This is a genomic window from Streptomyces sp. NPDC037401, assembly GCF_055602345.1.
Genome location: NZ_JBVJWO010000049.1, coordinates 15,385 through 39,092 on the forward strand (window position 1 = coordinate 15,385; position 23,708 = coordinate 39,092).

A 23,708-nucleotide genomic window follows, 5' to 3' on the forward strand; every position below is an offset into this window, starting at 1 on the left:
AACGGACTTTAGCCAGCCGCCGCCCGCCGGCGCATCGCCCTGTGGGGGTATCCGGCCGAGTCCGCCTGCCGGGGTACGGGTACGACGCCGGGCACGGTTCTCCCCCGGGTGGCGTACGGCAGCGGGCCCTCTGGGGAGGACGCCCGCAGCGGGCTCCGCTTCCTAGCCTCACGGCATGAACACATCCGCCCCTGCCCGGGGTTCATCCCCAGCCGCCCGCACACCGAGGTCCGGCGGCGTGCTGCGCCGCGCCGGATGGCTCGCCATGACCGCCCTCGCCTTCCTCACCGCGCTGCTCGCCGCCCGCTACTTCACCCTCGACCCCCACACCTTCCTGCCCGAGCAACGGGCCGTCTACCTCGCACACCTCGCACCGCTGATCCTGCACATCGGCGGCGGAGTGCCCGCCATGGTGCTGGGCCCGTGGCAGTTCCTCCCCCGGCTGCGCCGCAGCCACCCGCGCCTGCACCGGCTGACGGGCCGTCTCTACCTGGTGAGCGTGCTCGCGACGGGCATCGGGGGGCTGCTCCTGGCGCCGCGCGCGCTGGCGGACCCGCTCGCCCCCGTCGGGTTCGCGGCCCTGGGGGTGTTGCTGCTCTGGTCCTCGGCCGCGGCGTACGTGTGGGCCGTGCGACGCCGTCCGGACCTGCACCGCGCCTGGATGATCCGTTCGTACGCCCTGATCCTCTCGGCCGTGACGATCAGGCTGTGGCTGGTGGCGGGGGACGCGGCCGGGTTCCCGTTCGGGCAGGTCTACGCGACCGGAGCATGGACGTCGTGGCTGATCAACCTGCTTGCGGCGGAATGGCTGATCGCGCGCGACCGTTCGCGGCCCCGCCGGGCATAGCCCTCCCGTCCGGGGGTCGATCCGGCCCGCCCGTGCCCGCGGGGCACCGTCGACAGTCCCGTCGTACCCGGCCACACTGGCCGGGGAGGTGGTGCTCATGACCGATGCGGCACACCAGGGGCCCGCAACCGAGGCCCACGACCGCGACGACCCGGGTGCCCGCACCGACGGGATGCGGGACGCGGTGCACGAGACCTACGGGCCGGCCGACCTGAGCTCGGTCCCCGTCTTCGCCGGCGGGTTCATCAACTTCGGCTACTGGCAGCCGTCCGACCTGGCCCGTCCGCTCACCGTCGCCGACCGCGTCCGCAGCCAGCAGGACCTGTACCGGCACGTGCTCGACAGCGCCGGGCCGGTCGACGGCAGCGAAGTGCTCGAAGTGGGCTGCGGACTCGGAGTCGGCTGCGCGCTCGCGCTGGAGGAGTACGGCCCGGCCCGGATCACCGGCATGGACATCCACCCGCGTCAGCTGGAGCGGGCCCGCCTCGCCAACACAGGCCTGCTGGAATCCGACCCGGACCGGCTGCGGCTGGTGCGGGGCGCGGCGGAGCGGATGCCCTTCGGCGAGGCGGAGTTCGACTGCGTGTACAGCGTGGAAGCCGCCCAGCACTTCGACGACCTGGCCGACTTCGCCGGGGAGGCGGCCCGCGTGCTGAGGCCCGGCGGCCGGGTCGTGGTGGCCAGCTTCTTCACCCCGGACCCGGCCCCCGCCCCGGCCCCGGCCCCCGCCCCGGACCCGGACCGGACCCCGGCGGCCGGCTCGTCCGGTGCCGCGGCCGCGGCCGCGGACCGGCTCGCCGCCCTGCTCGACACGTACGCCGACGGCCTGGACATCGCCCGCCCGCCCGGCGAGCTCGTCACCGCCTTCTCCCGCGCCGGGCTCACCGGGGCGCGGGCCGAGTCGATCGGCCCGTCCGTGTGGCCCGGCTGGGACCGCTGGCTGTCGACGCAGTGGGAGCCCGGCACCTGGCCGCGGAACTTCCTGCACGCCTACGAACAGGGCCTCCTGGACTACTACGTGATCACCGCGGCCCGCCCCCGGGAATGACCCGGCGCCAGACGAGGCGGAAGCCGGTGGGCTTCCCGCCGTGGGCGGCGGCTACGGCTTCACCGTCACCGTGGCGGTGAAGCCGCAGCACTCGAAGGTCTGCACCGGTGCGCCCGACGTCCCCTTGATCCGTACGCCGTGGAGCGTGGCGTTCGTGTCGACCGCCGACGCGATGACCGCGACGCCGTGGATCCCGCCTTCGATCCGGTCCTTGCGGGCCGTGAAGGTGCCGTCCCGGAGTGCCATGCCGACGTACGAGCTGTTGCGGATGTCGTTGTGGCCGATGCCGATCCCGCCGCCGGCGACGTAGATGCCGACCTGGTTGCCGACGATCCGGTTGTGCTGCAGGACGGTGCCGGGCGTGTCGGCGACGATGCCCGCGTGCTGGACCTCGTTGAAGAAGTCCGGGCCGCAGCCCGGGTCGGGCTCCCGGCAGGCGTTGTCGCTGATGGTGCTCCGGGTGACGCGTCCGACCGCGCCACCCACGAACTCGATCCCGTCGGTCGACAGCTGCCGGTGCCCGGTGACGGTGGTGCGCTCGATCGTCGCCGTCGACCCCTCGTTGAGGACGACCACTCCGGCGCCCTGGTAGCCCGTGATGCCGGTGTCGCGGATGGTTGCCGATCCCGTACCGCTCGGCAGGTCCCCGACGAAGACTGCGTTCGCACTGCGGAAGCAGGGCGCGACGGGCGTGTCGGTGATGTGGGTGACGGCGGCGTGTACGAGGTCGAGGTGCGCTCCGCCGAGCACGCGGATGCCGGAGCCGAGCGCGCCTTCGGCGCACGTGCCGGAGCCCGGGCCGCTGACGGCGAGCCTGGAGAGGGAGACGGATGCGCCGTTGTGGACCTCGACGATCGAGGTGCCGCCGTCACTGCCGACGGCCAGTGTCCGGGGCGCCTTGATCGTCGTCTTCCCGTGGCCGGCGCCGGTGATCGACACGTTCTTGCCGATCACCACCTGCTCGCGGTAGACACCGGGCCGGACGGTGATCCGGGCGCCGGGCCGGGCGGCGTCGACCGCCGCCTGGATCGTCGGACGGTCCCGGGGGACCACCAGGTCGCGTGACGGGCCGGCCGCCGCCGACGCGGCCGGAACCGCCGGCTCTGCCGACACTGCCGACACCGGCATCAGCTGCCAGGCGACCGCCGTGACGATGCACAGGCCCAGGCGCACGGCCGTCCCGATGGGTGGAGTTGCCATGGTGATTCCGCTCCCGTGTGGTCTTCGCCCCGCACCCGGGCTCCCTGGGCCTCCCCACCGGATGTCCCGGCCGCGCGCTCCACGCCGGCACGGAGTTCCGTACGGGACAGGTCCGGACGTCCGAGCGGAACGCGGACTCACCCTGACGGCCCATCACATCAGGTCCGGCCGGAGGGGCGGGGCCCGGGATCACCCGCGGCGGCGGCCCTGTATCTGCCAGGTGTGGTCCGGGAGGGCGTCCGCGAGGTCGGAGAAGAAGCGCTGGTCGCGCCAGGCTTCCAGGTTGCCGATGACGAAGAGGCGGCGTTTGGCACGGCTGACGGCGACGTTCAGCAGGTTGGGGCGGGACGCGGCCCAGGCGCGGGCGCCCGCGCTGCGCGGGTCCGTGCCCAGGACCAGGATCACGACGTCCGCCTCCTTGCCCTGCGTGGTGTGCACCGTACCCACGCGCTCGGTCGGCATCAGGTCGCGGCAGTGCCGCTTCGCCCCGTCGACGACGGCCCGGAACGGGCTGATGACGTACACGTCGCGGGCGAGGTCGATGCCGCCCTCGTCCCGCAGCCGCTCCAGCACGCGGCGCAGCGCCCGTCCCTCCTCCGGGATCCAGTGCCCGTCCGCGTCCGCCGAGACGACGTTCACCCAGCTGCTCGCCGGCCGGTACGGGTACGGGTCGCGGCCGGCGGTGCCCTGCACCATGAGGCCGTCGTAGGCGATGCGGTTGCTGATGCCGAACATCGGGTCGTCGCACCGCCGGTGCACCCGCAGCGGCGATCCCACCCAGGCCTCGTCGCCGCCGTCGGGCAGCTCGGCCGGGAGCAGCGTGCCGTACCGGTTGGAGCGGTCCGCGAGCTGCTGGACCGACGTGCGGCCGGGCGCCCACTCCTCCGCCGCGCCGAAGTCGTCGCGCAGCGCCCGCTGCGCGGTCCACGGCAGCACCACCACCGGCTCCAGTTGGAGGGGATCGCCGACGACGACAGTGCGCCGGGCCCGCCAGATGCCTCCGACGGCGAGCTGCGGCGCAGCCTGGCCGGCCTCGTCGATGAACAGCCAGCCCAGCGACTGCGCGCCGAGGCCGCCGAAGACCCGGTCCAGTGAGGCGAACGTCGTCGAGACCACCGGGACCAGCAGGAAGAGGCTCTGCCAGGCGGCCCGCAGGTGGGTCTCGGGCACGGTCCCGGGGACCGCGCCGGCCACCGCGTCCATGGCGGCCATCAGGTTCTGGTACATGGTGCGGGCCGTGCAGCGTACGAACGCCTGGTGGAGGTCGAGGGCGGCGAGGAAGAGCGCGCTGCGCGCACGGGTCAGTTCGGCGTCCGCCCACGGCGCGGACAGTTCGCGGACCGTGTCGTCGCCGGACCAGGCGTCGTCCGGCACGTGCCCGTCCCAGCGCGTACGGGCCGCCGCCACTTCGGCCTCCAGCCGCTCGGCGTGCGTACGGGCGGCCGCGTGCGCGTCCCCGGCCTTGCGCAGCTGTGCCTGCGCCTCGCCCGCCGCGTGCCGGACCCGGCCGATCTGCTGCTGGGCGTGGTCGCGCGTGGCGCGCGCGGCCGCCACCCGGTCGGCGAGGTCCGCCTCGGCCGCGTGCCATTCGCGGGCGGCGCGGCCCATGGTGAAGAGGCTGACCGTGAAGCCGGGGCGGCGGGCCAGGTGTGCCTCGTGGCCCTCTTCGGCCGCGGTCAGCGCCGCCAGGAGGGGGAGCAGGCCGGCCTCGGCGCCGGCCAGGCTGTGCTGCACGCGCTCCAGGCGCCGGGCCGCACCGTCCACCGCCCCCTGTGCCTCCTCCAGCGCCCGGTGGGCGTCCGCCCGCGCGGCGAAGGCCGCGGCGACGGCGACGCGCTCCTCGCGCAGCCGCTCCGCCTCGTCCCATGCGGTCTGGAAGCGCTGTTTCGCTTCGCGCCACACGCCGCTCTGCGAGGTGTCGCGCCATTCGCGCAGCAGGTGGGCGAGACCGCTGCCGCTCTCCAGCCAGGTCTCCCGGTTCCGGTCGGCCCCCGTGCCCCAGGTCCCGCCGGTGCCCCGGTCCGTACCCGTGCCCTGGCGGGGGAACCGGCCGGTCGCGGTGTCCCTGGACTGGGCGGGAACGACGGCGGGCCTCGGCGCCCCGGCGTCGGTCCGCCGGTACTTGCCGTGCCAGAAGCGGTTGACGAACTCGATCCGGTTGCGCCTGCTCCCCAGGCGCGCGGCGACCGCGCCCCACGCGGGGGCGCCCTTGAGGAGGCGGGTCGCCTGCTCGGCGTAGTAGTCCGCCTCCTCCCGCCACTCCCCGCCGAGGGCCGCACGGGCCGGGATCTCGGTGGAGATGTTCTCCACCGCACCGTTGTTGGCGGAGGCGACGACCATCTCGAAGCCGGTGAACTCCGGCCGCAGCGCCGTCACCTTGCGGGTGTAGTCCCCGGTCTTCCAGGTGTACGGAGGCTGGTCGGCGAAGGCCTGGGACGGCAGGCGCAGTCCGGACAGCCGGCGGGCCCGCTCGACGACGGCCGCGGCGAAGCAGTCGCGCAGCATGGTGGTCTTGCCGGTGCCGGGCGGGCCGTTGACGGCGAAGATCCCGCCGTCGGATCCCAGGGTCTCCTGGACGGCGTTGACGGCGAACTGCTGGCTCAGCGCGAGCGGGTGGGTCGCGGGGGCCGGCCAGCGGCCGGCGGGCGTACGGCCGGGGGCGACGCCGTCGAGGACGGTTTGCGGGTGTTCGCGCAGGTCGATGCGGCGGGCTTTGTCGAGGGCGGCGTCGGGGGTGAGGAATGCGGCCAGGCCGGGGCCGGGGTCGTGCCGGGCGAGCTCGCGCGCGATGCGTTCGAGGTCGGCGGCGACGAAGCTGTTGAGGAAGTCCTGCTGATCGGCTTCGTCGGCCCGGTCCGCCCGGACGGCGACGCTGCGGACGCGTACGTCGTGCGGGGCGAGGGCGTCCGCGACGCCCCAGGCTCGGGCGAGTTCACCGACGAGCTCCAGCAGGTCCTTCGCGTCGATCACGGGCGCGCCGGGGCCTTCGGCGCTCGTGTGCCGTTCCTCCGGCTCCCCCGGCTCCTTCGGCTCTTCCGGGGGGTCGGAGGAATCGAGGGCTTCAGAGGTGTGGGGGCCGTCAGGGCTGCCGGGTGCCGCGGAGGAGGAGTGGGCGGAGTCGGGGGTGGCGCCCAGTTCTGCGGCGCGGGCGGCCCAGGCCTCGCCCTCCTCCTCGAAGCCGTCGAGCCAGCCGCGCCGCCGGGGACCGGGCGACAGCGCCCGGCCGGTGGCCCAGGCGCAGGAGGAGAACACCGGCGAGTCCGCCAGCAGCAGCCCCTCGTCCGAGACCGTCAGGGCGAACAGCGCGCTCTCGCCGTCCATCCGTCCGTCGTGGTCCTCGCCGCTCTCCCCGAACACGCGCAGCAGGGTGTCCCGTACGGCAGTGAGCGGGTACGCCCCGCCGTAGACGACGTGCTGCCACACGTAGCCGGGCTCCAAGGGGACGGTGCGCAGCGGATGTCCGTCCTGCCAGGGCAGCGGCTGGTCCGGCTCCACGGCGAACACGCGCTCCTTCGGCGCGACGGCCGGGACCTTCTGCGGGCTGAACAGCTCGACCGCCCGCCAGTACCGGACGATCCCGGCCCTCCGCCCCCGCTCGCCACCCATGCCACTCCCCCGCTCCATGGTCCCCCGTCTTCGGCCCGTGCCCGCCACTGGTGATGGGTACCCAGTGATCAGTACCGAGCACCCTACGTGGGCACGCGGACCGGAGGGGCGCAGGCAATCCGCGCTCGGCAGAGTGCAGTTGACGCCGAAGAGTGAAGCGAACGAGGCACTGCGGGGCCGCGGCGGCCCGGAAGGAGGCGGCTCTGCGCGCTGATCCGGGAAGCAGCCGAACCGGGCCCCGGTGGGAATGAGGGGGCGGGGCGGCCGGATTCGAACCGGCGTCCTCCTCCATGCTGTGTAGGCGCACTACCTCTGTGCTACGACCCCGCCTTGGTGTGATCATATCCAGACCGGCGGGCCGTACCGCCACGGGTTTTCGACCGGCCCGCGGCCCCTCCGCGCCCTGGGGCGCGTCCGGCACCTGCCGCTCGGCAATCCGCTCGCGCGCACCGCTGCCGACGGCGATGATGCCGCTTGTCGCCGAGTAGCCGAGGAGCTTCGCCATGGACCGTCCGTACGCACACGCCTCCCTGGACGGGCTCGCCCTGGGCGACGCCTTCGGCGACAGGTGGTTCACCCTCTCCGGCGAGCCGGTCGAGGAGCAGTGGGCTGCGCGGGCGCTGCGGCCCGCGCCGTGGCCGTGGACGGACGATTCCGCCATGGCCTTCGTCCTGTTCGCCCACCTGGTGGCCAACGGCGAAGTCCGCCCAGGGGACTTGGCGCGGGAGTTCGCCGCCGAGTACGCGCGCGACCCGGGGCGCAAGTACGGCCCGTCCATGCACGGCGTGCTCCGGCGCATCGGCGAGGGCGAGGACTGGCGGGCCGTCACCACGGAACAGTTCGGCGGGCAGGGCTCCTACGGCAACGGCGCCGCGATGCGGGTCGCGCCGCTGGGGGCGTGGTTCCGGGACGACCTCGACGCGGCCGCCGAGCAGGCGGAGCTGTCCGCGCTCGCCACCCACGCCCATCCGGAGGCCGCCGCGGGAGCGGTGGCCGTCGCCGTCGCCGCGGCGCTGGCGGCTGCCGGCGCGGGGCAGGACGCACCCGGTCGCGGCGCCTTCCTGCGGGAGGTCGCCTCGTACGTGCCGGACAGCGACGTCCGCTCGGGTCTGCTGGTGGCCGCGGGCTTCACCGGGCGCACCTCGGTGCGCCACGCGGCTTCCGTACTGGGATCGGGGAAGCTGATCTCCGCTCCCGACACGGTGCCGTTCGCCCTGTGGTCGGCCGCAGGGCACCTGGACGACCTGACCGAGGCGCTGTGGCAGACAGTCGGAGGGTGGGGCGACCGCGACACGACCTGCGCGATGGCCGGAGGGGTCGTCGCGGCGCGCGTCGGCACGGGCGGCGTCCCTGCCGCCTGGCGGCACGCGCGCGAGGCCGTCCCCGCCCGGAGCGGCTGGGAGGCCCCGGCCGGCGCGCGTACGCAGTAGCGGCCGGGGCGCATGGCGGCGGGCCGGCGCGGAGTGAACGGCCGGGCCGGCGGGTGCGGACGTCGCCGCCCGCCCGTCCGGCCGAATCTCCCCGGCCGGTGATCACCTGACGTGGGCGGCGATGGCCCGCGCGCACTCCATGGACTCGGCGCGCGCCGTGTCCACCTCGACGTCGTAGGCGACGCCTTCGTGGACCACCTCCGCCTGCGATGCGGCCATCCCGTCGACCCGATCTCCTCGTGCGACCTCGCGGCCGGCGGCGACCGCGCCGTCGCACCGGACGCCGACCCACAGCACGTCGAGTCCGCCCAGGGCCTTCTGCCACCGCTGCTGGGATGCCGCGCCGCCGAGGAAGACTTCGTCGACGATCACTCCGGCGCCCGCGCGGGCCATCGCCGCCACTCCCTCGATCCACGCCGCCTCGAGGGTCCGGAAGCCGGGTCCGACGACGACCGCACCGTCGGGAGCGAAGTCGATCCCCGCACCGGATGCCCGCATGGCCGCGGGCATCGCATCGATCAGGTCGTCGACTCCGAAGGTCAGCCAGGGATCCGGCAGGACCGCCTGCAGACACCGGGCGATGGCGGACTTCCCCGAACTGGAGCCGCCATTGAGGATGATCATCCGAATCGTCATTGCGCCACCCTAGGAGGGGTTCCGCGTGCGCGCGCGGGGTTCTCGGGGTTCTCAGCTGCGACGGCGCCCGGCAGCCTGACGTTCGCCGGCCGGTGATCGCGGCACCGCCTTCCGTCCCGGCACTCGCACCAGGACGGCGGCCGCCCCCTCCCGGCCGCGTCGCGTGCGACGTTCGCGGCGAGCCGCACTCATCCGGACATTCCGGCGCCTGCCGCAAGCCGGACCTTTCGGCGATTCGCCCTGGAAAACCCTCCATTCGACAGCCGAGCGGCCTCGCGCGCTCGCGATCGGGAATCAGCACTTCCATTCCTTTTCGTCCCCTGCGAGCGGCCCGCCAGGGCCGGAGTCCACAGCGCGGCCGGCACGGAACGATCTCGGCCGAGCCCCGTAGCAACCGCCCTGACCTGCAGCAAAAGCCATGTGCAGAAGCCAAGCGACGGAATAGTTGCCCTCCGGATGGGGTGATCCATGTCACCGGCCCGGAGTTTGACATCAGCGGATGCGGAAGCGATTTTTGCTGTTGCGTCTTTGGCAACTAGTTGCAGAAGCCCGTTCCGGAGACGCTCTCGACATCAGGCACGTGCACGACCATCGCCGACACAGCCCCGCCACCGGTGGGGCCGGCCGCGCGCCGGCGGTCGGGAAAGGTGCCGCGCATCCAGACTTCGCAGCCAGGGGGACAGCTGCCACATGACCGATAAGAAACCGACCGGGCCGACGTCGGTGCGCCTGTTCGCACTCGACGGAATCCGGATAGCCGCGGCGCTCGCCGTGCTCTTCTACCACTACATCGGCCTGGGCGCCGCGTGGGGAGCAAAGAGCACCGCCGACATCTTTCCGGCCCTCCGGCCCTTCGCCCTGTACGGGTGGCTGGGTGTCGAGATCTTCTTCATCGTCAGCGGATTCGTCATCTGCATGAGCGTCTGGGGCCGCACGGTCGGCGACTTCGCCGTCTCCCGGATATCCCGGCTCTTCCCCGCGTACTGGGCGGGGGTGGCCCTGGCCGCCTTCACCCTCTGGCTCCTTCCCGAAGTGCAGGCACTCCGGCACATCAAGTACTGGAACGACGCCGCGGTCAATCTGACCATGCTCCAGGGCGGGCTGGGCGTCGGACATGTCGATCATGCGTACTGGACGCTGTTCGTCGAGCTCAAGTTCTACGCACTCTTCACGCTGGTCGTCCTCCGCGGTGTCACGTACCGCAATTGCATCCTGTTCTGCGGAATCTGGACACTGGCGGCCGTGGCCGCTCCGACGACCGACTTCCGGCTCCTGCATTTCTTCGCGATGCCGCAGTACGCGCCGTACTTCATTTCGGGCATTGCGTTCTATCTGATGCGCCGATACCGGCCCAGCATGCTGCTGTGGGGCATCGTCGGGGTGCAGTTCCTGCTCGCCCAGCACTACGTCCGCGGGCGCATGCAGACGAATCTCGGACGGAACCTCGCGGAGCAGCTGCCGACCTGGCCGGCCCGCGCCGTCATCGCCGTCGGCTTCCTCGCCATCGCCGCAGTCGCCCTCGGCCGGCTCGACCGCATCCAGTGGCGGTGGCTGAGCACCGCGGGAGCGATCACGTACCCGCTGTACCTGATCCACATGACGCTGGGCATCACCCTCATCCACCACTTCCGCGACCGGGTCCCCGCCACCGTGCTGGTCTCCTCCGTCACGGTCGGCATGCTGGCCGCCTCCTGGCTGATCCACCGGTACGTGGAACGCCCCCTGTCGAAGAGGCTCCGCTCGGGACTGCGCCGCGGCATCCAGGACATCCGCCTGCACACCCCGGCGCCGCCCACGAGCCCGCCGCCCGCATCCGGGGCCGCGCCCCCGGCCGTCCTGCCGGCGCCCCGGCGCGAGCCCGCAGTCGAGCACGAGCACCCGCCCGCCCGCGTCTGACCGGCCCGCCGCGCGGTGGCGAGTTGATGAACAACCTTTCAGGGAATGGCTGTTTTCCCTGGTGACTGCGTGTTCGGGCGTGTACGGTCTGTGTCAGCTGTCGTGGTTCGAAGTGCCTTCTGCCCGCATCTCCTTGGTGCGGGCAGTTCTGCTGTGCTGTGCCGTTGGACCAGGGCGATCACCTCCGTCTCCCGCACCCCGCGGAAGACGCAACTCGACTGGAAGGCATGAGACATGGCTACGGGAACTGTGAAGTGGTTCAACTCGGAGAAGGGCTTCGGCTTCATCGCCCAGGACGGTGGCGGCCCTGACGTCTTCGCGCACTACTCCGCGATCAACGCGAGCGGCTACCGCGAGCTCCAGGAGGGCCAGGCCGTGACGTTCGACATCACGCAGGGCCAGAAGGGCCCGCAGGCGGAGAACATCACCCCCGCCTGATCCTCCCGCTCGGTCCACCGCGTCCCGACGACGGCACAGCCCGCGCAGAAACGTTTCGCGCAGCGCCACGTCACGGACGCGCCGGTACGGGCGACCAGGGCCGTGCAGCACCCGCTGCACGGCCCTGACCCGTTTCACGGCACCCCTCGACAGCGGCGCACGCGGCACTCCCGCGGCATCCCGAGGCGCGAACGCCGTTTTGGATCGGTCGGTCCAATACGTGGTACCGTGCCGCCATGGCACGACCGCGGATGTTCGACGAGGAGCGCGCCCTCGAAGGGGCCATGCGCCTGTTCTGGGAGAAGGGGTACGAAGCCGCCTCGACCCAGGATCTCTGCGAGGCGACCGGACTGGGCCGCAGCAGCATCTACAACACCTTCACCAGCAAGCACGCCCTGTTCGTGCGGGCGCTGGCGCACTACCTCGACTCGACCGCGGACAGCCAGGCCGAGATCCTCGACGACGCGGCCCGGCCGCCGGCCGACCGGCTGCGGAGCCTGTTCGCCCTTGCCATCGAGGTCGAGGAGGCCAACCGCCTGAACGGGCTGGGCATCGGTTGCCTCGGGGTCAACAGCGTCGCCGCACTGGCGGGACGCGACCCCGAGGTCGCCGCGCTGCTCCAGCGCGACCTGGCGCGACGGCTCGCCGCGATGGGCGACGTCATCGCCGCCGGCCAGCACGCGGGCGAGATCTCCCGCGCACGGGACGCCGCCGCGTACGCCTCCTTCCTCAGCGCCGCCATCGCCGGCCTGCGCATCTCCGCCCAGAACGGCGCCGACCGCGCCACCCTCGAGGCGGTCGCCGCGACCTCGCTGGACGCCCTGACCCGCCGACCCGCTGACCCACTGACCCGCTGACCCGCTGCGCCACTGCGCCACTGCGCCACTGCGCCACTGAACGATCCACCGGCCGCAGGACCGTCCCAGGCTGCCCTGGACCGCCCTTGCGCACGCCCCGGTTTTGTACTGCACGATCCAAAATAAAGGATGTGACCTGCCCGTGCCCCGCGCCGTATACGTACTCGCCCTCGGCATCTTCGCCATGGTGACCAGCGAGTTCGTCGTCGCCGGCCTGATGCCGCAGATGGCGGACGGCCTCGATGTGACCCTCTCGCAGATCGGGTACCTCATCACCGTCTTCGCGCTCGCCATGGCAGTCGGCGGCCCGTTCCTGACCGTCGCCCTGATGCGGCTGCGCCCCAAGACCGCGCTGCTGATCCTGTTCGCGGCCTTCCTCGCCGGCAACGTCCTCGCGGCGACCGCGACGGGCTACGCCGCCATGCTGGCCGCCCGCATCGTCACTGGCGTGGCCTGCCAGGCGTTCTTCGGCGTCGCCATCTCGGTGTGCTCCGCGCTCAGCCGCGAGGAGTCCCGCGGCCGGACCATCGCCGTGGCGATGAACGGCCTCATGCTCGGCACCCTGCTCGGCCTGCCGATGGCCACGCTCATCGGCGGGAGGCTGGGCTGGCGGGCCGCCTTCTGGGCGATCACCGTGCTGACCCTGATCGCCGCCGCGGCCACGGTGTTCGGGGTGCCGCGCCTCGACGGGCCGGGCAGCACCGCGGGGACGTTCCGCGACGAGGTCCGGGTCTTCCGGAACCCCCGCCTGTGGCTGGTCCTGTCCACCAGCACCTTCGTCATCGGCGCGACCTTCGCCGCCTTCAGCTACTTCAATCCGATCCTCACGCAGGTCAGCGGCTTCGCCGAGGACACCGTCCCGGTCCTCCTCATCGCGTACGGAGCCGCCGCACTCGTCGGCAACACCATCGTGGGCCGGATCGCGGACCGGCGGACCGTCGGCGTGCAGGCCGTCGGACTCGGGCTCAACGCCCTGTTCCTGACGGGATTCGCCCTGCTGGCCGACGTGAGCGGTGCGGCCGCGGCCCTCATGATGGGCATCGGCCTGGTCGGCGTGACACTGAACCCCGCGATGACCTTGCGCGTCCAGCGCGCCGGAAACGCCGGACCGCTGGTCAACACCGTGCACTCCTCCTTCATCACCCTCGGCATCATCATCGGATCCTCCGTGGGCGGGGTGCTCCTCGAGCGCGTCGGCCTGCGCGCCCCTCTCTGGCTCGGAGCCGTGCTGGCCGTGCTGGGCCTCGTCTCGCTCCTGCCCGAGCTGGCCGGGCGCCGGCGCCGCTCCCCGGGGGACGGCCCGGCTGCGCGGTCTTCTCGCAAGCCGTTCGCACGCGGGGATTACCCGGCGAAGGCTCCGGCACGCGCCGCCGCGGAGGCGGCACGGGCCGCTCGGGCGGCGTCCGAGGCGCCCGGCGCCTCACCCGTCGTCAGGAGGCGGTAGTAGAGGGGGGCGGAGACGGCGCGGACCACTTCCTCCGCATCGGTCCCCGCGGGCAGTTCCCCGCGGTCCACGGCCTGCCGGACGCAGGGCGCCCATTCGGCCACGCGGATCTCGTAGAAGCGGTTGAGGGACTCCGCCGCCTTGGCGTCGGTGGTGGCCGCGGCGATCAGGGCCGTGAAGAGCGGGCCCTGGCGGGGGTCGGCGAGGACGCGCTGGACCAGCTCGGCGTTGGCGCGGAGGTCTCCGTCGAGGGAGCCCGTCTCGGCGCGGGGGACGGACTGCTCGGCCATGTCCGCGAGCAGGTCGGCGACCAGGCCGGCCGCGCTGCCCCAGCGGCGGTAGACCGTCGTCTTGCCGACGTCGGCCCGCCGGGCGACCTCGGCCAGGTCGAGCCGGTCGAATCCCGCTTCGGCCAGCATGTCGCCCGCCACCGCCAGGACCGCTTCCCGCACCCGCGCCGTCCGGCCTCCCGGCCGTACGGTCCCCGGCTCGGGATCCGGCTGCACAGCATCCATAACGGGACTCCAGTTCCATTAAAAGTCTCGGCCTGCTACCTTGAGGGCAGCTTAAAGGGTCACTGGTTCCATTAACACCCAGCGAAGGGTTCCGTCATGGACACGGACATGGAGTACAGGCAGCTCGGCGCATCCGGACTCAAGGTGCCCGCACTGAGCTTCGGCGCAGGGACCTTCGGCGGGCAGGGCCCGCTCTTCGGCGCCTGGGGCGACACGGACGCCCGGCAGGCGCGCAGGCTGGTCGACATCAGCCTGGATGCGGGCATCACCCTCTTCGACACCGCCGACGTGTACTCCGCGGGGGCGTCGGAGACCGTCCTCGGAGAGGCGGTCAGGGGACGGCGCGACCGGGTGCTGCTGTCGACCAAGGCCGGCCTGCCCGTGGGGGACGGGCCCGCCGACGCCGGCACCTCCCGCTCCCGCCTGATCAGGGCGACGGAGGACGCCCTGCGGCGGCTGGGCACCGACTACATCGACCTCTTCCAGCTGCACGCCTTCGACGCCGCGACCCCGGTCGAGGAGGTGCTCTCCGCGCTCGACCGGCTCGTCAGGGACGGCAAGATCCGCTACATCGGCGTCTCGAACTTCGCCGGCTGGCAGCTGATGAAGTCCCTGGCCGCCGCCGACCGTCACGGCTACCCCCGTTACGTGGCCCACCAGGTCTACTACTCGCTCGTCGGGCGCGACTACGAGTGGGACCTGATGCCCCTCGGGCAGGACCAGGGCGTCGGCGCGCTGGTGTGGAGCCCTCTCGGCTGGGGACGCCTGACCGGCAAGCTGCGCCGCGGCCACCCGCTGCCGCCGGGCAGCCGCCTGCACCGGACGGCGGACTACGGCCCGCCGGTGGAGGACGCGCACCTCTTCGACGTCGTGGACGCGCTCGACGACGTGGCGCAGGAGACCGGCCGTACGATCCCCCAGGTCGCGCTCAACTGGCTGCTCCGGCGCCCGACCGTGGCCTCGGTCATCATCGGCGCGCGCAACGAGCAGCAGCTGCGGGACAACCTCGGGGCGGTCGGCTGGTCCCTGACCCCCGAGCAGACGGCCCGGCTCGACGCCGCGAGCCACCGCCCGGCGCCGTACCCGCACTTCCCCTACGAACGCCAGGAAGGCTTCGCCCGCCTCAACCCGCCGCTGGTCGGCCGGTAATTTTGCCTGAACGGCTTTCAGCCAGAATCTTGCTGACTGGCCGAAAGCAGTGCAATGCTGAGCGCGCGGTGACCTTCTCCCCTCCCCCGCGGAGAGGTCCACGGCCCCGCCCGAGCGCCCCCGCAGGGCGGGGCCGACCGCGCCCGCCAGGGCGACACGCCGTCGGCAGCGCTTGCCCGGCAGCCCCGCGCACAGCATCGTGGCCCCTGCAGCCGTATCCCTCTGCTGACGCCGCCAGGAGGCGAGCATGCCGGTAGACCCCACGTTCCCCGACGGTGTTCACGCCGAGGCCGACCTGTCGGACATCGACTTCGACGCGGCGGCGGTCATCGAAGCCGACCACGCACGCATCGTCGACCTGGACGACGACGACTACCGCTGAACCCCGTCGCCCGAGCCGTGTGCCGTGGCGGAGCAGCGGGATGCCTGAGGGCTGTCCCGTAACCCCTGGCGGATCAGCGCACGGCGTCGGATGCGGCGCATCGCGAGGCGGAGGAGCATCCTCATTGTGGGCGTATTCGGATGTTCCGACAACGCAGCGAGGTGCCGTAGCCAGCGTCGTGCGCCCGCCGGGGGTTGCGGGACGGCCCTTAGACTTCCGGGCATGACATCGGTGGTGCTGGCGCTCTACGACGGGGCCATGCTGTTCGAGGCCGCCGCGGCCTGCGAGGTGTTCGGCGTGGACCGCGAACTGACCGACGGATGGTACGAATTCGGAGTCTGCGCCCCCCGGGACGCCCGGCTGGGCAGCTGGCTCCGGGTCGACACCGCCCACGGCTTCGAGGTCCTCGCGGACGCCGCCACCGTCATCGTCCCGGCCTGCGACGACGTCGAGGCCGACCCGCCTGCCGACCTCGTCGACGCCCTGCGCGCCGCCCACGACCGCGGCGCCCGGCTCGTGTCGCTGTGCACCGGAGCGTTCGTACTGGCCGCCGCGGGGGTGCTGGACGGCCGGCGCGCCACCACGCACTGGGAGCACACCGCCGCGCTCGCGGCCCGCTACCCCCGCGTCCGGGTCGACCCGGACGTCCTCTACATCGACGACCGGAACGTCCTTACGTCGGCGGGCAAGGCAGCCGGAATGGACCTGTGCCTGCACATCGTGACCGCCGACCACGGCGCCGCGGTCGCGAACGAACTGGCCCGCCGGCTGGTGGTCCCGGCCCGCCGGGCCGGCGGCCAGGCGCAGTTCGTCGCCGTACCGCCGGCCGCCGACACCGGTCATGCGTTCTCGGAGCTGCTGCACTGGATGAGCGGACGGCTGCACGAGCCGCTGACCGTACCGGAGCTGGCCCGCCAGGTGAACATGAGCACGCGGAACTTCACCCGCCGCTTCACCGCGGTCACCGGGACCACTCCCCTGCGCTGGCTCCACACCCAGCGCATCCACCGGGCCCAGGAGCTCCTCGAAACGACCGACGACGGCATCGAGCTCATCGCCACCCGCACCGGCATGGGCACCGCGGCCACCCTGCGCCGGCACTTCCACCGCACCCTCGGCGTGCCGCCGGACGTCTACCGGCGCACGTTCCGCAACCACCGCCCGCCCGCCGCGACGGCGAACTGACCCCGTCAGCCCGCCAGTCGGCGCCGCACCTACGCCGCCGTGTACGGGCGGTCGCGGCGGGCGTCGTGCAGGACCGACCCCCACCACAGCAGCCGGTCGAGCATCTGCTTCGCGGCGCCGTTCGGCCCGGCCGGCTCCAGCAGCCGGCCGTCCGGCCCGAACAGCTCGTAGAAGCGCGGGAACCTGGCCGCCGGATCCCGGCGGCGCACCCCCGGCCTGCGGCGCTCCGAACTGGCGACCCTGGCCGGGGTGAGCGTCGAGTACGTGACCCGGTTGGAGCAGGGGCGCGACCGCCACCCGTCGGTCCCGGTACTGTCCGCGCTCGCCGATGCGCTGCGCCTGACCACGAGCCAGCGCGTGCACCTCCACCGCCTCACCAAGGCGGCCGACGGAGGCTTCGCGTGCACCGCCGGCGAGCCCCCCGTCCGTACCGTACGGGCCACCGTCCAGGCCCTGTTGGACCGCCTCGACCCCGCCGCGGCCGTGGTGCTCAACCGGCTCGGCGACGTCATCGCGTACACGTCCGCGTACGGCCTGCTGATGGAGGGCAGCGGACTGCTGGACGGCGGCCGTCCCAGCCTGCCCCGGTACGTCTTCACCGACTCGCGGGCCCGGACGGCCTACCCCGACTGGGAGCGCATCGCGGACGAGCAGGTGGCCCGCCTCAAGGAGGGCCCGGGACGGTCGGACCGTCACATCGCAGCCCTCTTCGACGAGTTGAGCATCTCCGCGGGACAGGAGTTCACCGCGCGTCTGGCTGCCCTGCCCGGCCTTCCGCGCGCCCACGGCACCGGGCGGTTCGCGCACCCTGAAGCGGGCGAACTGCGCCTCGCGTACGAAACCCTCGACCTCCCCGCCGACGATGCACAGCAGCTCGTCGTCCACCTGCCCGCGGACCCGGCCACCGCCGCGGCCCTGGACCGCCTCACCGGCCGCCGGCCGGGCGCTCTCCGCGCCGTCTGACGCCGCCGGACGGCCGTGCGGCGCCTCGTGGCGTACGGGGCCGGGCTCGTCGGGACGTGCGGGCACGGGGCGGGGACCCGCGCGGCGGGCGCGCGGGTCCCCTTCAGCCGGTGCTCAGGTCAGGCGGGGGTGATGTTCTCCGCCTGCGGGCCCTTCTGGCCCTGGGTGACGTCGAAGGTCACGACCTGGCCCTCCTGGAGCTCGCGGAAGCCCGACGCATTGATCGCGGAGTAGTGCGCGAAGACGTCCGGACCGCCACCGTCCTGCGCGATGAAGCCGAAGCCCTTTTCGGCGTTGAACCACTTCACGGTTCCCGTAGCCATGATCATGCCTTCCAGTCGATGAACGCCTTCCGGATGCGGAAGACGGAGGTGATCGCCCTGGTCCCTGCGGCACAGCACAGCAAAACGCCCACACTCAAGGCGTGGGCAAGGGAAATCCGAACCACGACAGCTGGCACAGACGCTACACGTCCGCACACGCCGCCACCACGGGAATCGACCATGCGGGACACGCTGCGTGTCAGGGGCGCAGGGCAGCGCGTGCGCAGCGGTAGGCCGCGGCCGGGTCCGGATCGGCTCCGGGCGCGGGCCGCCAGAGTCCGTAGCGCTCGACGTAGGGGTACCAGCGGCCGTCGGTGCCGTGCCGTAGCTGGACGTGCGCGGCAGCGTCGGTGAGCCGGTTGCCGGCGCGTTCCAGGGGGGCGAGGGCCGCGGGGCGCAGGGGCTGGATCGCGGCTTCGGCGCGGGCGAGGGCGTCGGGGTCGCCTGGCAGCGGGTGGCGGTGGGTCAGGGCTCCGTGGACACCGCCGTGGAGGTGGGCGGTGGTGAGGTGGCGCATCTGGAGCGTGGTGAGGCCGAGGTGTTGCGCGGCGGTGTCCGCGTACGGGCGGCCGTGGTCGGTGGCGGTGAGGCGGGCGAGGTCCGATGCGGTGTCGGGCGGCAGGTCGGGCGGTGTGCCGTCGAGGCAGGCGGTGGCGCGGTGGGCCGCGTCGGTGACGAGCAGGCCGAGGTGCGTCAGCGCGGGGATGCCCTCGGGCGGCGGATCGGTGAGCGCGGCCAGGACGGGAGTGGCGTCGCGCGTGTCGAGCGTGACCGGCCCGGGGAGGGGGCCACGGGGGGCCGGCGGCGGCACGGGGAGACCTGCCTCCGGTGGTGCGGCCTGGATGGCCGGTGTGGCCCGGGGCGGGGGCAGTTGGCTGCCGGTTCCGGCCCGCAGGAAGGTCCGCAGGTGGTGGTGGGCGCGGCCGCGGAGGGTGAGGAGGCCGACGGGGGCGGTGCGGATGCGTTCGGTCAGCATCAGGCCGATCGCCGCGGTGTGGGGGCAGACGCGGGGGGCGGCCGGGCAGCCGCAGCCGAAGGAGATGTCCCCGGGTCCGGGCACGATCGGTACGCCGCCGGTGCGCGCGGGGTCGCTGAGGAGGTCGCTGATGTTGGACCGGCCGGCGGTGGCGGCGAGTTCGGGGTCGGCGGCGACGGCCCGGTAGACGCGGTCCCACTGTCCGTCGTCCAGTTCGGCCACGACCAGGCGGGGGCGCAGCACGCGCCCGGCTTCGGGGATCTTGGTGGAGGCGAAGCCCTGGTTGACGGCGAGCGCACCGGTCCTGCCTTCGGCGAGCAGGGCACGGGCCCGTGCGAGGGCCTGGGGGTCGCGGGCGGCGGCGGTGAAGGCGGCGTGGAAGGCGTGCGCCCAGCCCGCGGTGGTGTGCTGGTGGGCGGCGGGGACGGTCATCGGGTGCCTCCCAGGCGTACGAGGTCGGCGAGTTCGCGGTCGGTGAGCCGGGTCAGGGCGCGGTCGCCGGTGGCGAGGACGGCGTCCTGGAGGGCGCGTTTGTGGGCGAGGAGCTGGTCGATGCGGTCCTCGACGGTGTGCGCGGTGATCAGCTGGTGGACGGTGACGGTGCGGTGCTGCCCGATGCGGTGGGCGCGGTCGGTCGCCTGGTCCTCGACGGCGGCGTTCCAGCTCCGGTCGTAGTGGATGACGTGTCCGGCGCGGGTGAGGTTCAGGCCGGTTCCGGCGGCTTTGAGCGAGAGCACCAGGACGGGGTGGCGGCCGTGCTGGAAGTCGTCGACGATGCGCTGGCGGGCGCTGCCGGGGAGCCCGCCGTGGAGGAACGCCGGGCGGTGGCCCAGGTGGTCCAGGTGGGCGGACAGGAGGCGGCCCATGGCGACGTAGCTGGTGAAGACCAGGGCTGCTTCGTCACGGTCGCGGATCTGCGCGAGGAGTTCGGTGAGGGCCTGGAGCTTGCCGGACCGGGCGGCGAACGCCGTCGCGTCGCGGGCCGGGGGCGGGGATTCGCCCAGGTAGTGGGCGGGGTGGTTGGCGATCTGCTTGAGCCCGGTGAGCAGTTTGAAGACGAGCCCGTGGCGGGTGATGCCGGAGGCGGCCTGGACCGCGTCCATGGTCTCGCGGACCATGCCCTCGTACAGGGCGGTCTGTTCGGGGGTGAGACGGACGATCCGCTGGGAGTGGATCTTCGAGGGGAGTTCGGGGGCGATCCCCGGGTCGCTCTTGCGGCGGCGCAGGACGAACGGAGCCGTGAGGCGGGCGAGTTCCTGGGCGGCGGTGGAGCCGGTGTCGCGTTCGGCGTCCTTCGCGTAGCGGGCCCGGAAGGCGCTCAGCGGTCCGAACAGGCCGGGGTTCACCCAGTCGAGCAGGGCCCACAGCTCGCTGAGGTTGTTCTCGACCGGGGTGCCCGTGAGGGCGAGCCGGGAACGGGACGGCAGGGCGCGCAGCTGCCGGGCCGTCGCGGAGAGGTGGTTCTTCGCGTACTGGGCCTCGTCGGCGACGACCAGGTCCCAGGTCTGGCCGGCGAGCAGTTCGTGATCGCGCAGCAGGACGCCGTAGCTGGTGACGACGACGCAGGGGCCGGCGGCCTCCTCCAGGGTCCTGGCGGGCCCGTGGTAGCCGATGACGCGGAGGCCGGGGGCGAAGCGGGCCAGTTCGCGTTCCCAGTTGGTGACCAGGGAGGCCGGGCAGGCGACCAGGACCGGCCCGGCGCCCGCTGCGTGGCGGTGGAGGACGTAGGCGATGGCCGTGAGGGTCTTGCCGAGGCCCATGTCGTCGGCGAGGAGCGCGCCGAAGCCGAGGCCGGTGGTGTGGGCCAGCCAGGTCAGTGCCCGCTCCTGGTAGGCGCGCAGGCGGGCGTCGAGCCCTCGCGGTGCGGCCACGGGGTCGGGCTGGTGCTCGCCGCTGCGCAGGATCGTGACGAGGCCGGCGAGGCTTCCGGCCGGGCGGCACTCCACGCTCGCGCCGTCGACGCGGGCGCTGCCGGTCAGGGCCGCGGTGAGGGCTTCCGTGCCGGTCAGCGGTGCCAGGCGGCGGTTCCGGGCGCGCGATGCGGTGACGTGGTCGAGGAGGACCCACCGGCCGCGGATGCGGATCAGGGGGCGGGCGGCGTCGGTGAGGGCGTCCATCTCGGCGTCGGTGAGCTCGTCCCCGTCCAGGGCGAGCTGCCAGCGGAAGTCCAGGAGCGCGGTGAGGCTGAAGCGGGGCGCGCCGCCCGGGCCGGCGGCGGTGCCCGTCGCCCGCGGCGTGCCGACCACGGTCCGGGTGGTCAGCGCCGTGCGCAGGCCCTGGGGCCAGCGCACGGCGATTCCGCGCTCCTGCAGGGCGGTTTCGGCGGCGAGGAGGGAGCGGATGGCGGCGGAGTCCAGGGGGAGCCGGTCGGGGGCGGTCTGCCGGGCCAGGGTGTCCAGGGCCGGGCAGTCTGCGGCTGCCCGGCGCAGGGTCCGGCGTACGCGGGCGAGCAGGCGGTGCCGGTCCTCTCCCGCCGCGGGCGCGGCGGCCGACCGCACGTCGGCGCCCGACCACATGTCGGCGGCCGGGAGTTCCGGCGCCGGGGACGCGTCGGCGTCACCGGCGCCGGCTTCTGCGGGGTGGGGTGTGATCAGCAGGCGGGCGGTGAGGCGGCCGGCAGCGGCCTGGTCCTCGTCGGGTGCGGACACGTCGAGGATCAGCGGGGGCAGTGGTCCGCCGTCGGCCAGTTCCTCCACGGTGTCCAACCACGGCCGCAGCGAACGTTGTTGGTGTTCGGGCAGCGGAAGCGGCCGGGGGCCGGTGTAGGGGCCGGGACCGAACAGCGCTGCGGCCGGGGTCCGCAGGAGGGCGTCCGCGACGGCGTCGGTGAACTGCTCCACCGCTTCCCCGGCGTCGGACGTCCGCCCGCCGGCGACGACGCCGTGGGTGTGGCCGGGCAGTACCGCCGCGAGCTCCTCGACGGCCCGTACCGCGTCCGCGGGCAGCGGCCCCGCCCGCCACACCGGTCGCCCCTCCCGGTCGAGGGCCGGGTACACGAGGTGCGCCGCGACCAGCTGGAGGGCGATGCGGGCCGCGCGCTCCCACGCGGACACGGAAGGGTGCGCGCCGCGCACGGCCGCACCGCGGAGCAGGACCGGGACGGCCTCGCGTACCGGCAGCGACCAGCCTCCTGCCTCCACCGTGTCCGGGGCGGCGGGCGGGTACGTCCGGAGCCGGTGGCGTGCGGCGACCCCCGGGGCGGGCATGCCCCCTCCCGGCAGCGGGGTGCCGTCGGTGCGGTAGAGGAACAGGGCCGCCGGCAGGTCCCGGTGGGCGGGGACGAACGACACGGCGCAGCCGTCCGCCACGGCCCGCAGGGCCGCGTCCACGGCGGTCGGCCCTGCGGGCGGCGGTGCGGACGCGCCTGGGCACGCCGGGACGGCGGCGGGCGCAGGGACGGTGACCGGTGCCGGACGCGCTGTGGGCGCGGGCTTCTTCTGCTCCGGGACGCGGTACGGACCTCCGTCCGCGGCCGGGGCCCGGCCGGCCCTCGCCGCCTTGTCGATCCGCCCGAGCCGCTCGAGCAGGAGGCGGGCCGCCTCGCGGCGGGCGTCCTCGCGGTTCCGTCCCGAGGCCGTGGCCTGCGCGGTCTGCCCGCTGGCCCGGTGCTCGCAGGTGTACGAGCAGGTGACCTGCTTGCCGGGCCCCGCGGAGATGCGGGCGGTCGGCTTGCCGATGACCTCCAGCTGGAAGTTCTTGTTGAGGTACCGGACCGGGTCCTGGCCCTCCGACGGGAGCGCGACCGCGATCGTCCCCGAAGCCTTGTCCGTCACCGCCACGTCGGGCTCGGCCAGTTCGCACACGGCGGCCAGCAGGCTGAGCGCGGCGTAGTGCTGCGCGGCCCTGCGCGACTGTGCCGAGCGCGGCCGGCCTGCCGCGATGCGGCCGCCGGCGTCGAGGCGGGCGGTGGAGGTGCGCAGCCCGTGCCCGGCGTCCGGGCCGTCGTCGTAGTACAGCCGGGCGCCGCCGCCCGCCTGCTCCGCCCGCCACTGGAGGAGCGTGGCCGGTGTCGGCGGCATCCTGCCCGCCCGTTCCAGCGCCGCCTCCCGGATCCGGTGCCAGGCCGGACCCTGCGTGTCGAAGAGCAGCCGCTGCATGTCGCGGTGGCGCAGGCGTCCCCCCGCGGCCCGCCGCAGGGTCTCGGCCTCCAGCTCCGGCCCCGGCGGCGCGCCCTCGGCGATCCGGTCCGCCAGCAGCTCCTCGAAGGCCTCGGTCCCCATCCCGGGCAGCCGCAGCCGCCCGTCCCGGACCGGGCCCTCCACGGAATCCCCGGGATCCCCGGGGATTCCGGACTCCCCCGGGTCCGGGGTGCGGGCGCCGGCCAGGGCGGCGAGCAGCGCGAACTCGGCCTTCTGCCGGGCGGTTGCCGCCGTGTCCGCCACTTGCGCGGGTCCGCTCACCTGCAGGCCCGACGGGCCGATCCGCACGGCCGCGCGCTGCATCGCGCGGCCGCCGGCGGTGACCTGTTCGCAGGCGCATGCGGGCGGCGGCCAGACCTCCGCCTGGGTGTGCACCAGCAGGACGTCCCTGACCAGGTCGGGCCGGTCCTCGATGCCCCTGACGATCCGGTGGCGCAGCGGGGCCCACCCCGGCCCGTCGCCGCTCGACACGAGCAGCATCCGCAGATCGTGCGGGCCGAGGCGGCCGGTGTCCGCGCGCCGCACGGCTTCCTCGGAGAGCTCCGGGAGGAGCCGTCCGGAAACCACCGCCGATGTCAGCGCCGCGGTCCACTCGTCGGCGTCCAGCCGCGTGAACTCCCCGTCCACGGCAGGCATTCCACTGCCCAGCGCCACCCTCGCTCCTCACGCCTCGT

Annotated in this window: 19 protein-coding genes and 1 tRNA gene; 11 read left to right on the plus strand and 9 right to left on the minus strand. The window is 73.8% G+C overall.

From position 1 onward, the window contains the following. The first annotated feature begins 175 nt into the window (after positions 1-175). On the plus strand, positions 176-847 hold the full coding sequence (locus ACZ7H1_RS34240) for a DUF2306 domain-containing protein (protein WP_470792053.1): 672 nt from the start codon (positions 176-178) through the stop codon (positions 845-847). A gap of 97 nt (positions 848-944) precedes the next feature. Then, positions 945-1,895, plus strand: coding sequence for a class I SAM-dependent methyltransferase (locus tag ACZ7H1_RS34245; RefSeq protein ID WP_470792054.1), 951 nt, complete (start codon positions 945-947; stop codon positions 1,893-1,895). 51 nt (positions 1,896-1,946) lie between these two features. Here the strand turns inward: ACZ7H1_RS34245 and ACZ7H1_RS34250 are convergent, their stop codons facing one another. The 3 genes from ACZ7H1_RS34250 to ACZ7H1_RS34260 all read right to left on the minus strand — a co-directional run bounded on the left by ACZ7H1_RS34250 (position 1,947) and on the right by ACZ7H1_RS34260 (position 7,030). Beyond that, positions 1,947-3,095, minus strand: coding sequence for a right-handed parallel beta-helix repeat-containing protein (locus ACZ7H1_RS34250; RefSeq protein ID WP_470792056.1), 1,149 nt, complete (start codon positions 3,093-3,095; stop codon positions 1,947-1,949). A 189-nt stretch (positions 3,096-3,284) separates the two neighbouring features. Beyond that, on the minus strand, positions 3,285-6,701 hold the full coding sequence (locus tag ACZ7H1_RS34255) for an AAA domain-containing protein (RefSeq protein ID WP_470792057.1): 3,417 nt from the start codon (positions 6,699-6,701) through the stop codon (positions 3,285-3,287). A 254-nt stretch (positions 6,702-6,955) separates the two neighbouring features. Continuing rightward, positions 6,956-7,030 (minus strand) — tRNA-Ala (locus ACZ7H1_RS34260). Between the two features lie 174 nt (positions 7,031-7,204). Between ACZ7H1_RS34260 and ACZ7H1_RS34265 the strand changes: the two genes are divergently transcribed. Next, positions 7,205-8,131, plus strand: a complete 927-nt coding sequence (locus ACZ7H1_RS34265) for an ADP-ribosylglycohydrolase family protein (RefSeq protein WP_470792059.1) — start codon at positions 7,205-7,207, stop codon at positions 8,129-8,131. 102 nt (positions 8,132-8,233) lie between these two features. Here ACZ7H1_RS34265 and cpt read toward each other — a convergent pair whose 3' ends face one another. Beyond that, complete coding sequence (gene cpt / locus ACZ7H1_RS34270; RefSeq protein WP_470792060.1) at positions 8,234-8,767, minus strand: chloramphenicol phosphotransferase CPT; 534 nt, start codon at positions 8,765-8,767, stop codon at positions 8,234-8,236. Between the two features lie 690 nt (positions 8,768-9,457). Between cpt and ACZ7H1_RS34275 the strand changes: the two genes are divergently transcribed. From ACZ7H1_RS34275 to ACZ7H1_RS34290, 4 genes are all read left to right on the plus strand, one after another. Further along, positions 9,458-10,663, plus strand: coding sequence for an acyltransferase family protein (locus ACZ7H1_RS34275; RefSeq protein WP_470792062.1), 1,206 nt, complete (start codon positions 9,458-9,460; stop codon positions 10,661-10,663). Positions 10,664-10,897: 234 nt separating this feature from the next. Continuing rightward, positions 10,898-11,101, plus strand: a complete 204-nt coding sequence (locus tag ACZ7H1_RS34280; protein ID WP_030384970.1) for a cold-shock protein — start codon at positions 10,898-10,900, stop codon at positions 11,099-11,101. A 236-nt stretch (positions 11,102-11,337) separates the two neighbouring features. Then, positions 11,338-11,958 carry a TetR/AcrR family transcriptional regulator gene (locus tag ACZ7H1_RS34285; RefSeq protein WP_470792064.1) on the plus strand — a complete coding sequence of 207 codons (621 nt, stop codon included), beginning with the start codon at positions 11,338-11,340 and terminating at the stop codon, positions 11,956-11,958. Between the two features lie 142 nt (positions 11,959-12,100). Next, positions 12,101-13,402 (plus strand): MFS transporter, encoded by a 1,302-nt coding sequence (locus tag ACZ7H1_RS34290; protein WP_470792065.1) that lies wholly within the window; start codon positions 12,101-12,103, stop codon positions 13,400-13,402. On the opposite strand, the gene ACZ7H1_RS34295 is transcribed toward ACZ7H1_RS34290, so the two are convergent. Further along, positions 13,300-13,917, minus strand: coding sequence for a TetR/AcrR family transcriptional regulator (locus ACZ7H1_RS34295; RefSeq protein ID WP_470792066.1), 618 nt, complete (start codon positions 13,915-13,917; stop codon positions 13,300-13,302). The two genes, ACZ7H1_RS34290 and ACZ7H1_RS34295, sit on opposite strands and share 103 nt — an antisense overlap. A gap of 108 nt (positions 13,918-14,025) precedes the next feature. Between ACZ7H1_RS34295 and ACZ7H1_RS34300 the strand changes: the two genes are divergently transcribed. The 3 genes from ACZ7H1_RS34300 (at position 14,026) to ACZ7H1_RS34310 (ending at position 16,633) form a co-directional block, all read left to right on the plus strand. After that, positions 14,026-15,066: an aldo/keto reductase gene (locus tag ACZ7H1_RS34300; protein WP_470792097.1), complete on the plus strand. Its 1,041-nt coding sequence runs from the start codon at positions 14,026-14,028 to the stop codon at positions 15,064-15,066. A 247-nt stretch (positions 15,067-15,313) separates the two neighbouring features. Further along, a complete protein-coding gene (locus ACZ7H1_RS34305; protein ID WP_470792067.1) occupies positions 15,314-15,448 on the plus strand; it encodes a hypothetical protein in 135 nt (44 codons plus the stop codon). A 222-nt stretch (positions 15,449-15,670) separates the two neighbouring features. Continuing rightward, positions 15,671-16,633, plus strand: a complete 963-nt coding sequence (locus ACZ7H1_RS34310; RefSeq protein ID WP_470792069.1) for a helix-turn-helix domain-containing protein — start codon at positions 15,671-15,673, stop codon at positions 16,631-16,633. Positions 16,634-16,662: 29 nt separating this feature from the next. Here the strand turns inward: ACZ7H1_RS34310 and ACZ7H1_RS34315 are convergent, their stop codons facing one another. Next, positions 16,663-16,842 carry a hypothetical protein gene (locus ACZ7H1_RS34315; RefSeq protein WP_470792071.1) on the minus strand — a complete coding sequence of 60 codons (180 nt, stop codon included), beginning with the start codon at positions 16,840-16,842 and terminating at the stop codon, positions 16,663-16,665. A gap of 7 nt (positions 16,843-16,849) precedes the next feature. Between ACZ7H1_RS34315 and ACZ7H1_RS34320 the strand changes: the two genes are divergently transcribed. Continuing rightward, a complete protein-coding gene (locus ACZ7H1_RS34320) occupies positions 16,850-17,596 on the plus strand; it encodes a helix-turn-helix domain-containing protein (protein ID WP_470792099.1) in 747 nt (248 codons plus the stop codon). Positions 17,597-17,715: 119 nt separating this feature from the next. On the opposite strand, the gene ACZ7H1_RS34325 is transcribed toward ACZ7H1_RS34320, so the two are convergent. The 3 genes from ACZ7H1_RS34325 to ACZ7H1_RS34335 form a co-directional block, all read right to left on the minus strand. After that, a complete protein-coding gene (locus ACZ7H1_RS34325) occupies positions 17,716-17,919 on the minus strand; it encodes a cold-shock protein (RefSeq protein ID WP_031142743.1) in 204 nt (67 codons plus the stop codon). A 199-nt stretch (positions 17,920-18,118) separates the two neighbouring features. Further along, a complete protein-coding gene (locus ACZ7H1_RS34330) occupies positions 18,119-19,327 on the minus strand; it encodes a hypothetical protein (protein ID WP_470792073.1) in 1,209 nt (402 codons plus the stop codon). Then, positions 19,324-23,688, minus strand: a complete 4,365-nt coding sequence (locus ACZ7H1_RS34335; RefSeq protein WP_470792074.1) for a DEAD/DEAH box helicase — start codon at positions 23,686-23,688, stop codon at positions 19,324-19,326. The genes ACZ7H1_RS34330 and ACZ7H1_RS34335 overlap by 4 nt, the downstream gene beginning before the upstream one ends. Between the last annotated feature and the right edge of the window lie 20 nt (positions 23,689-23,708).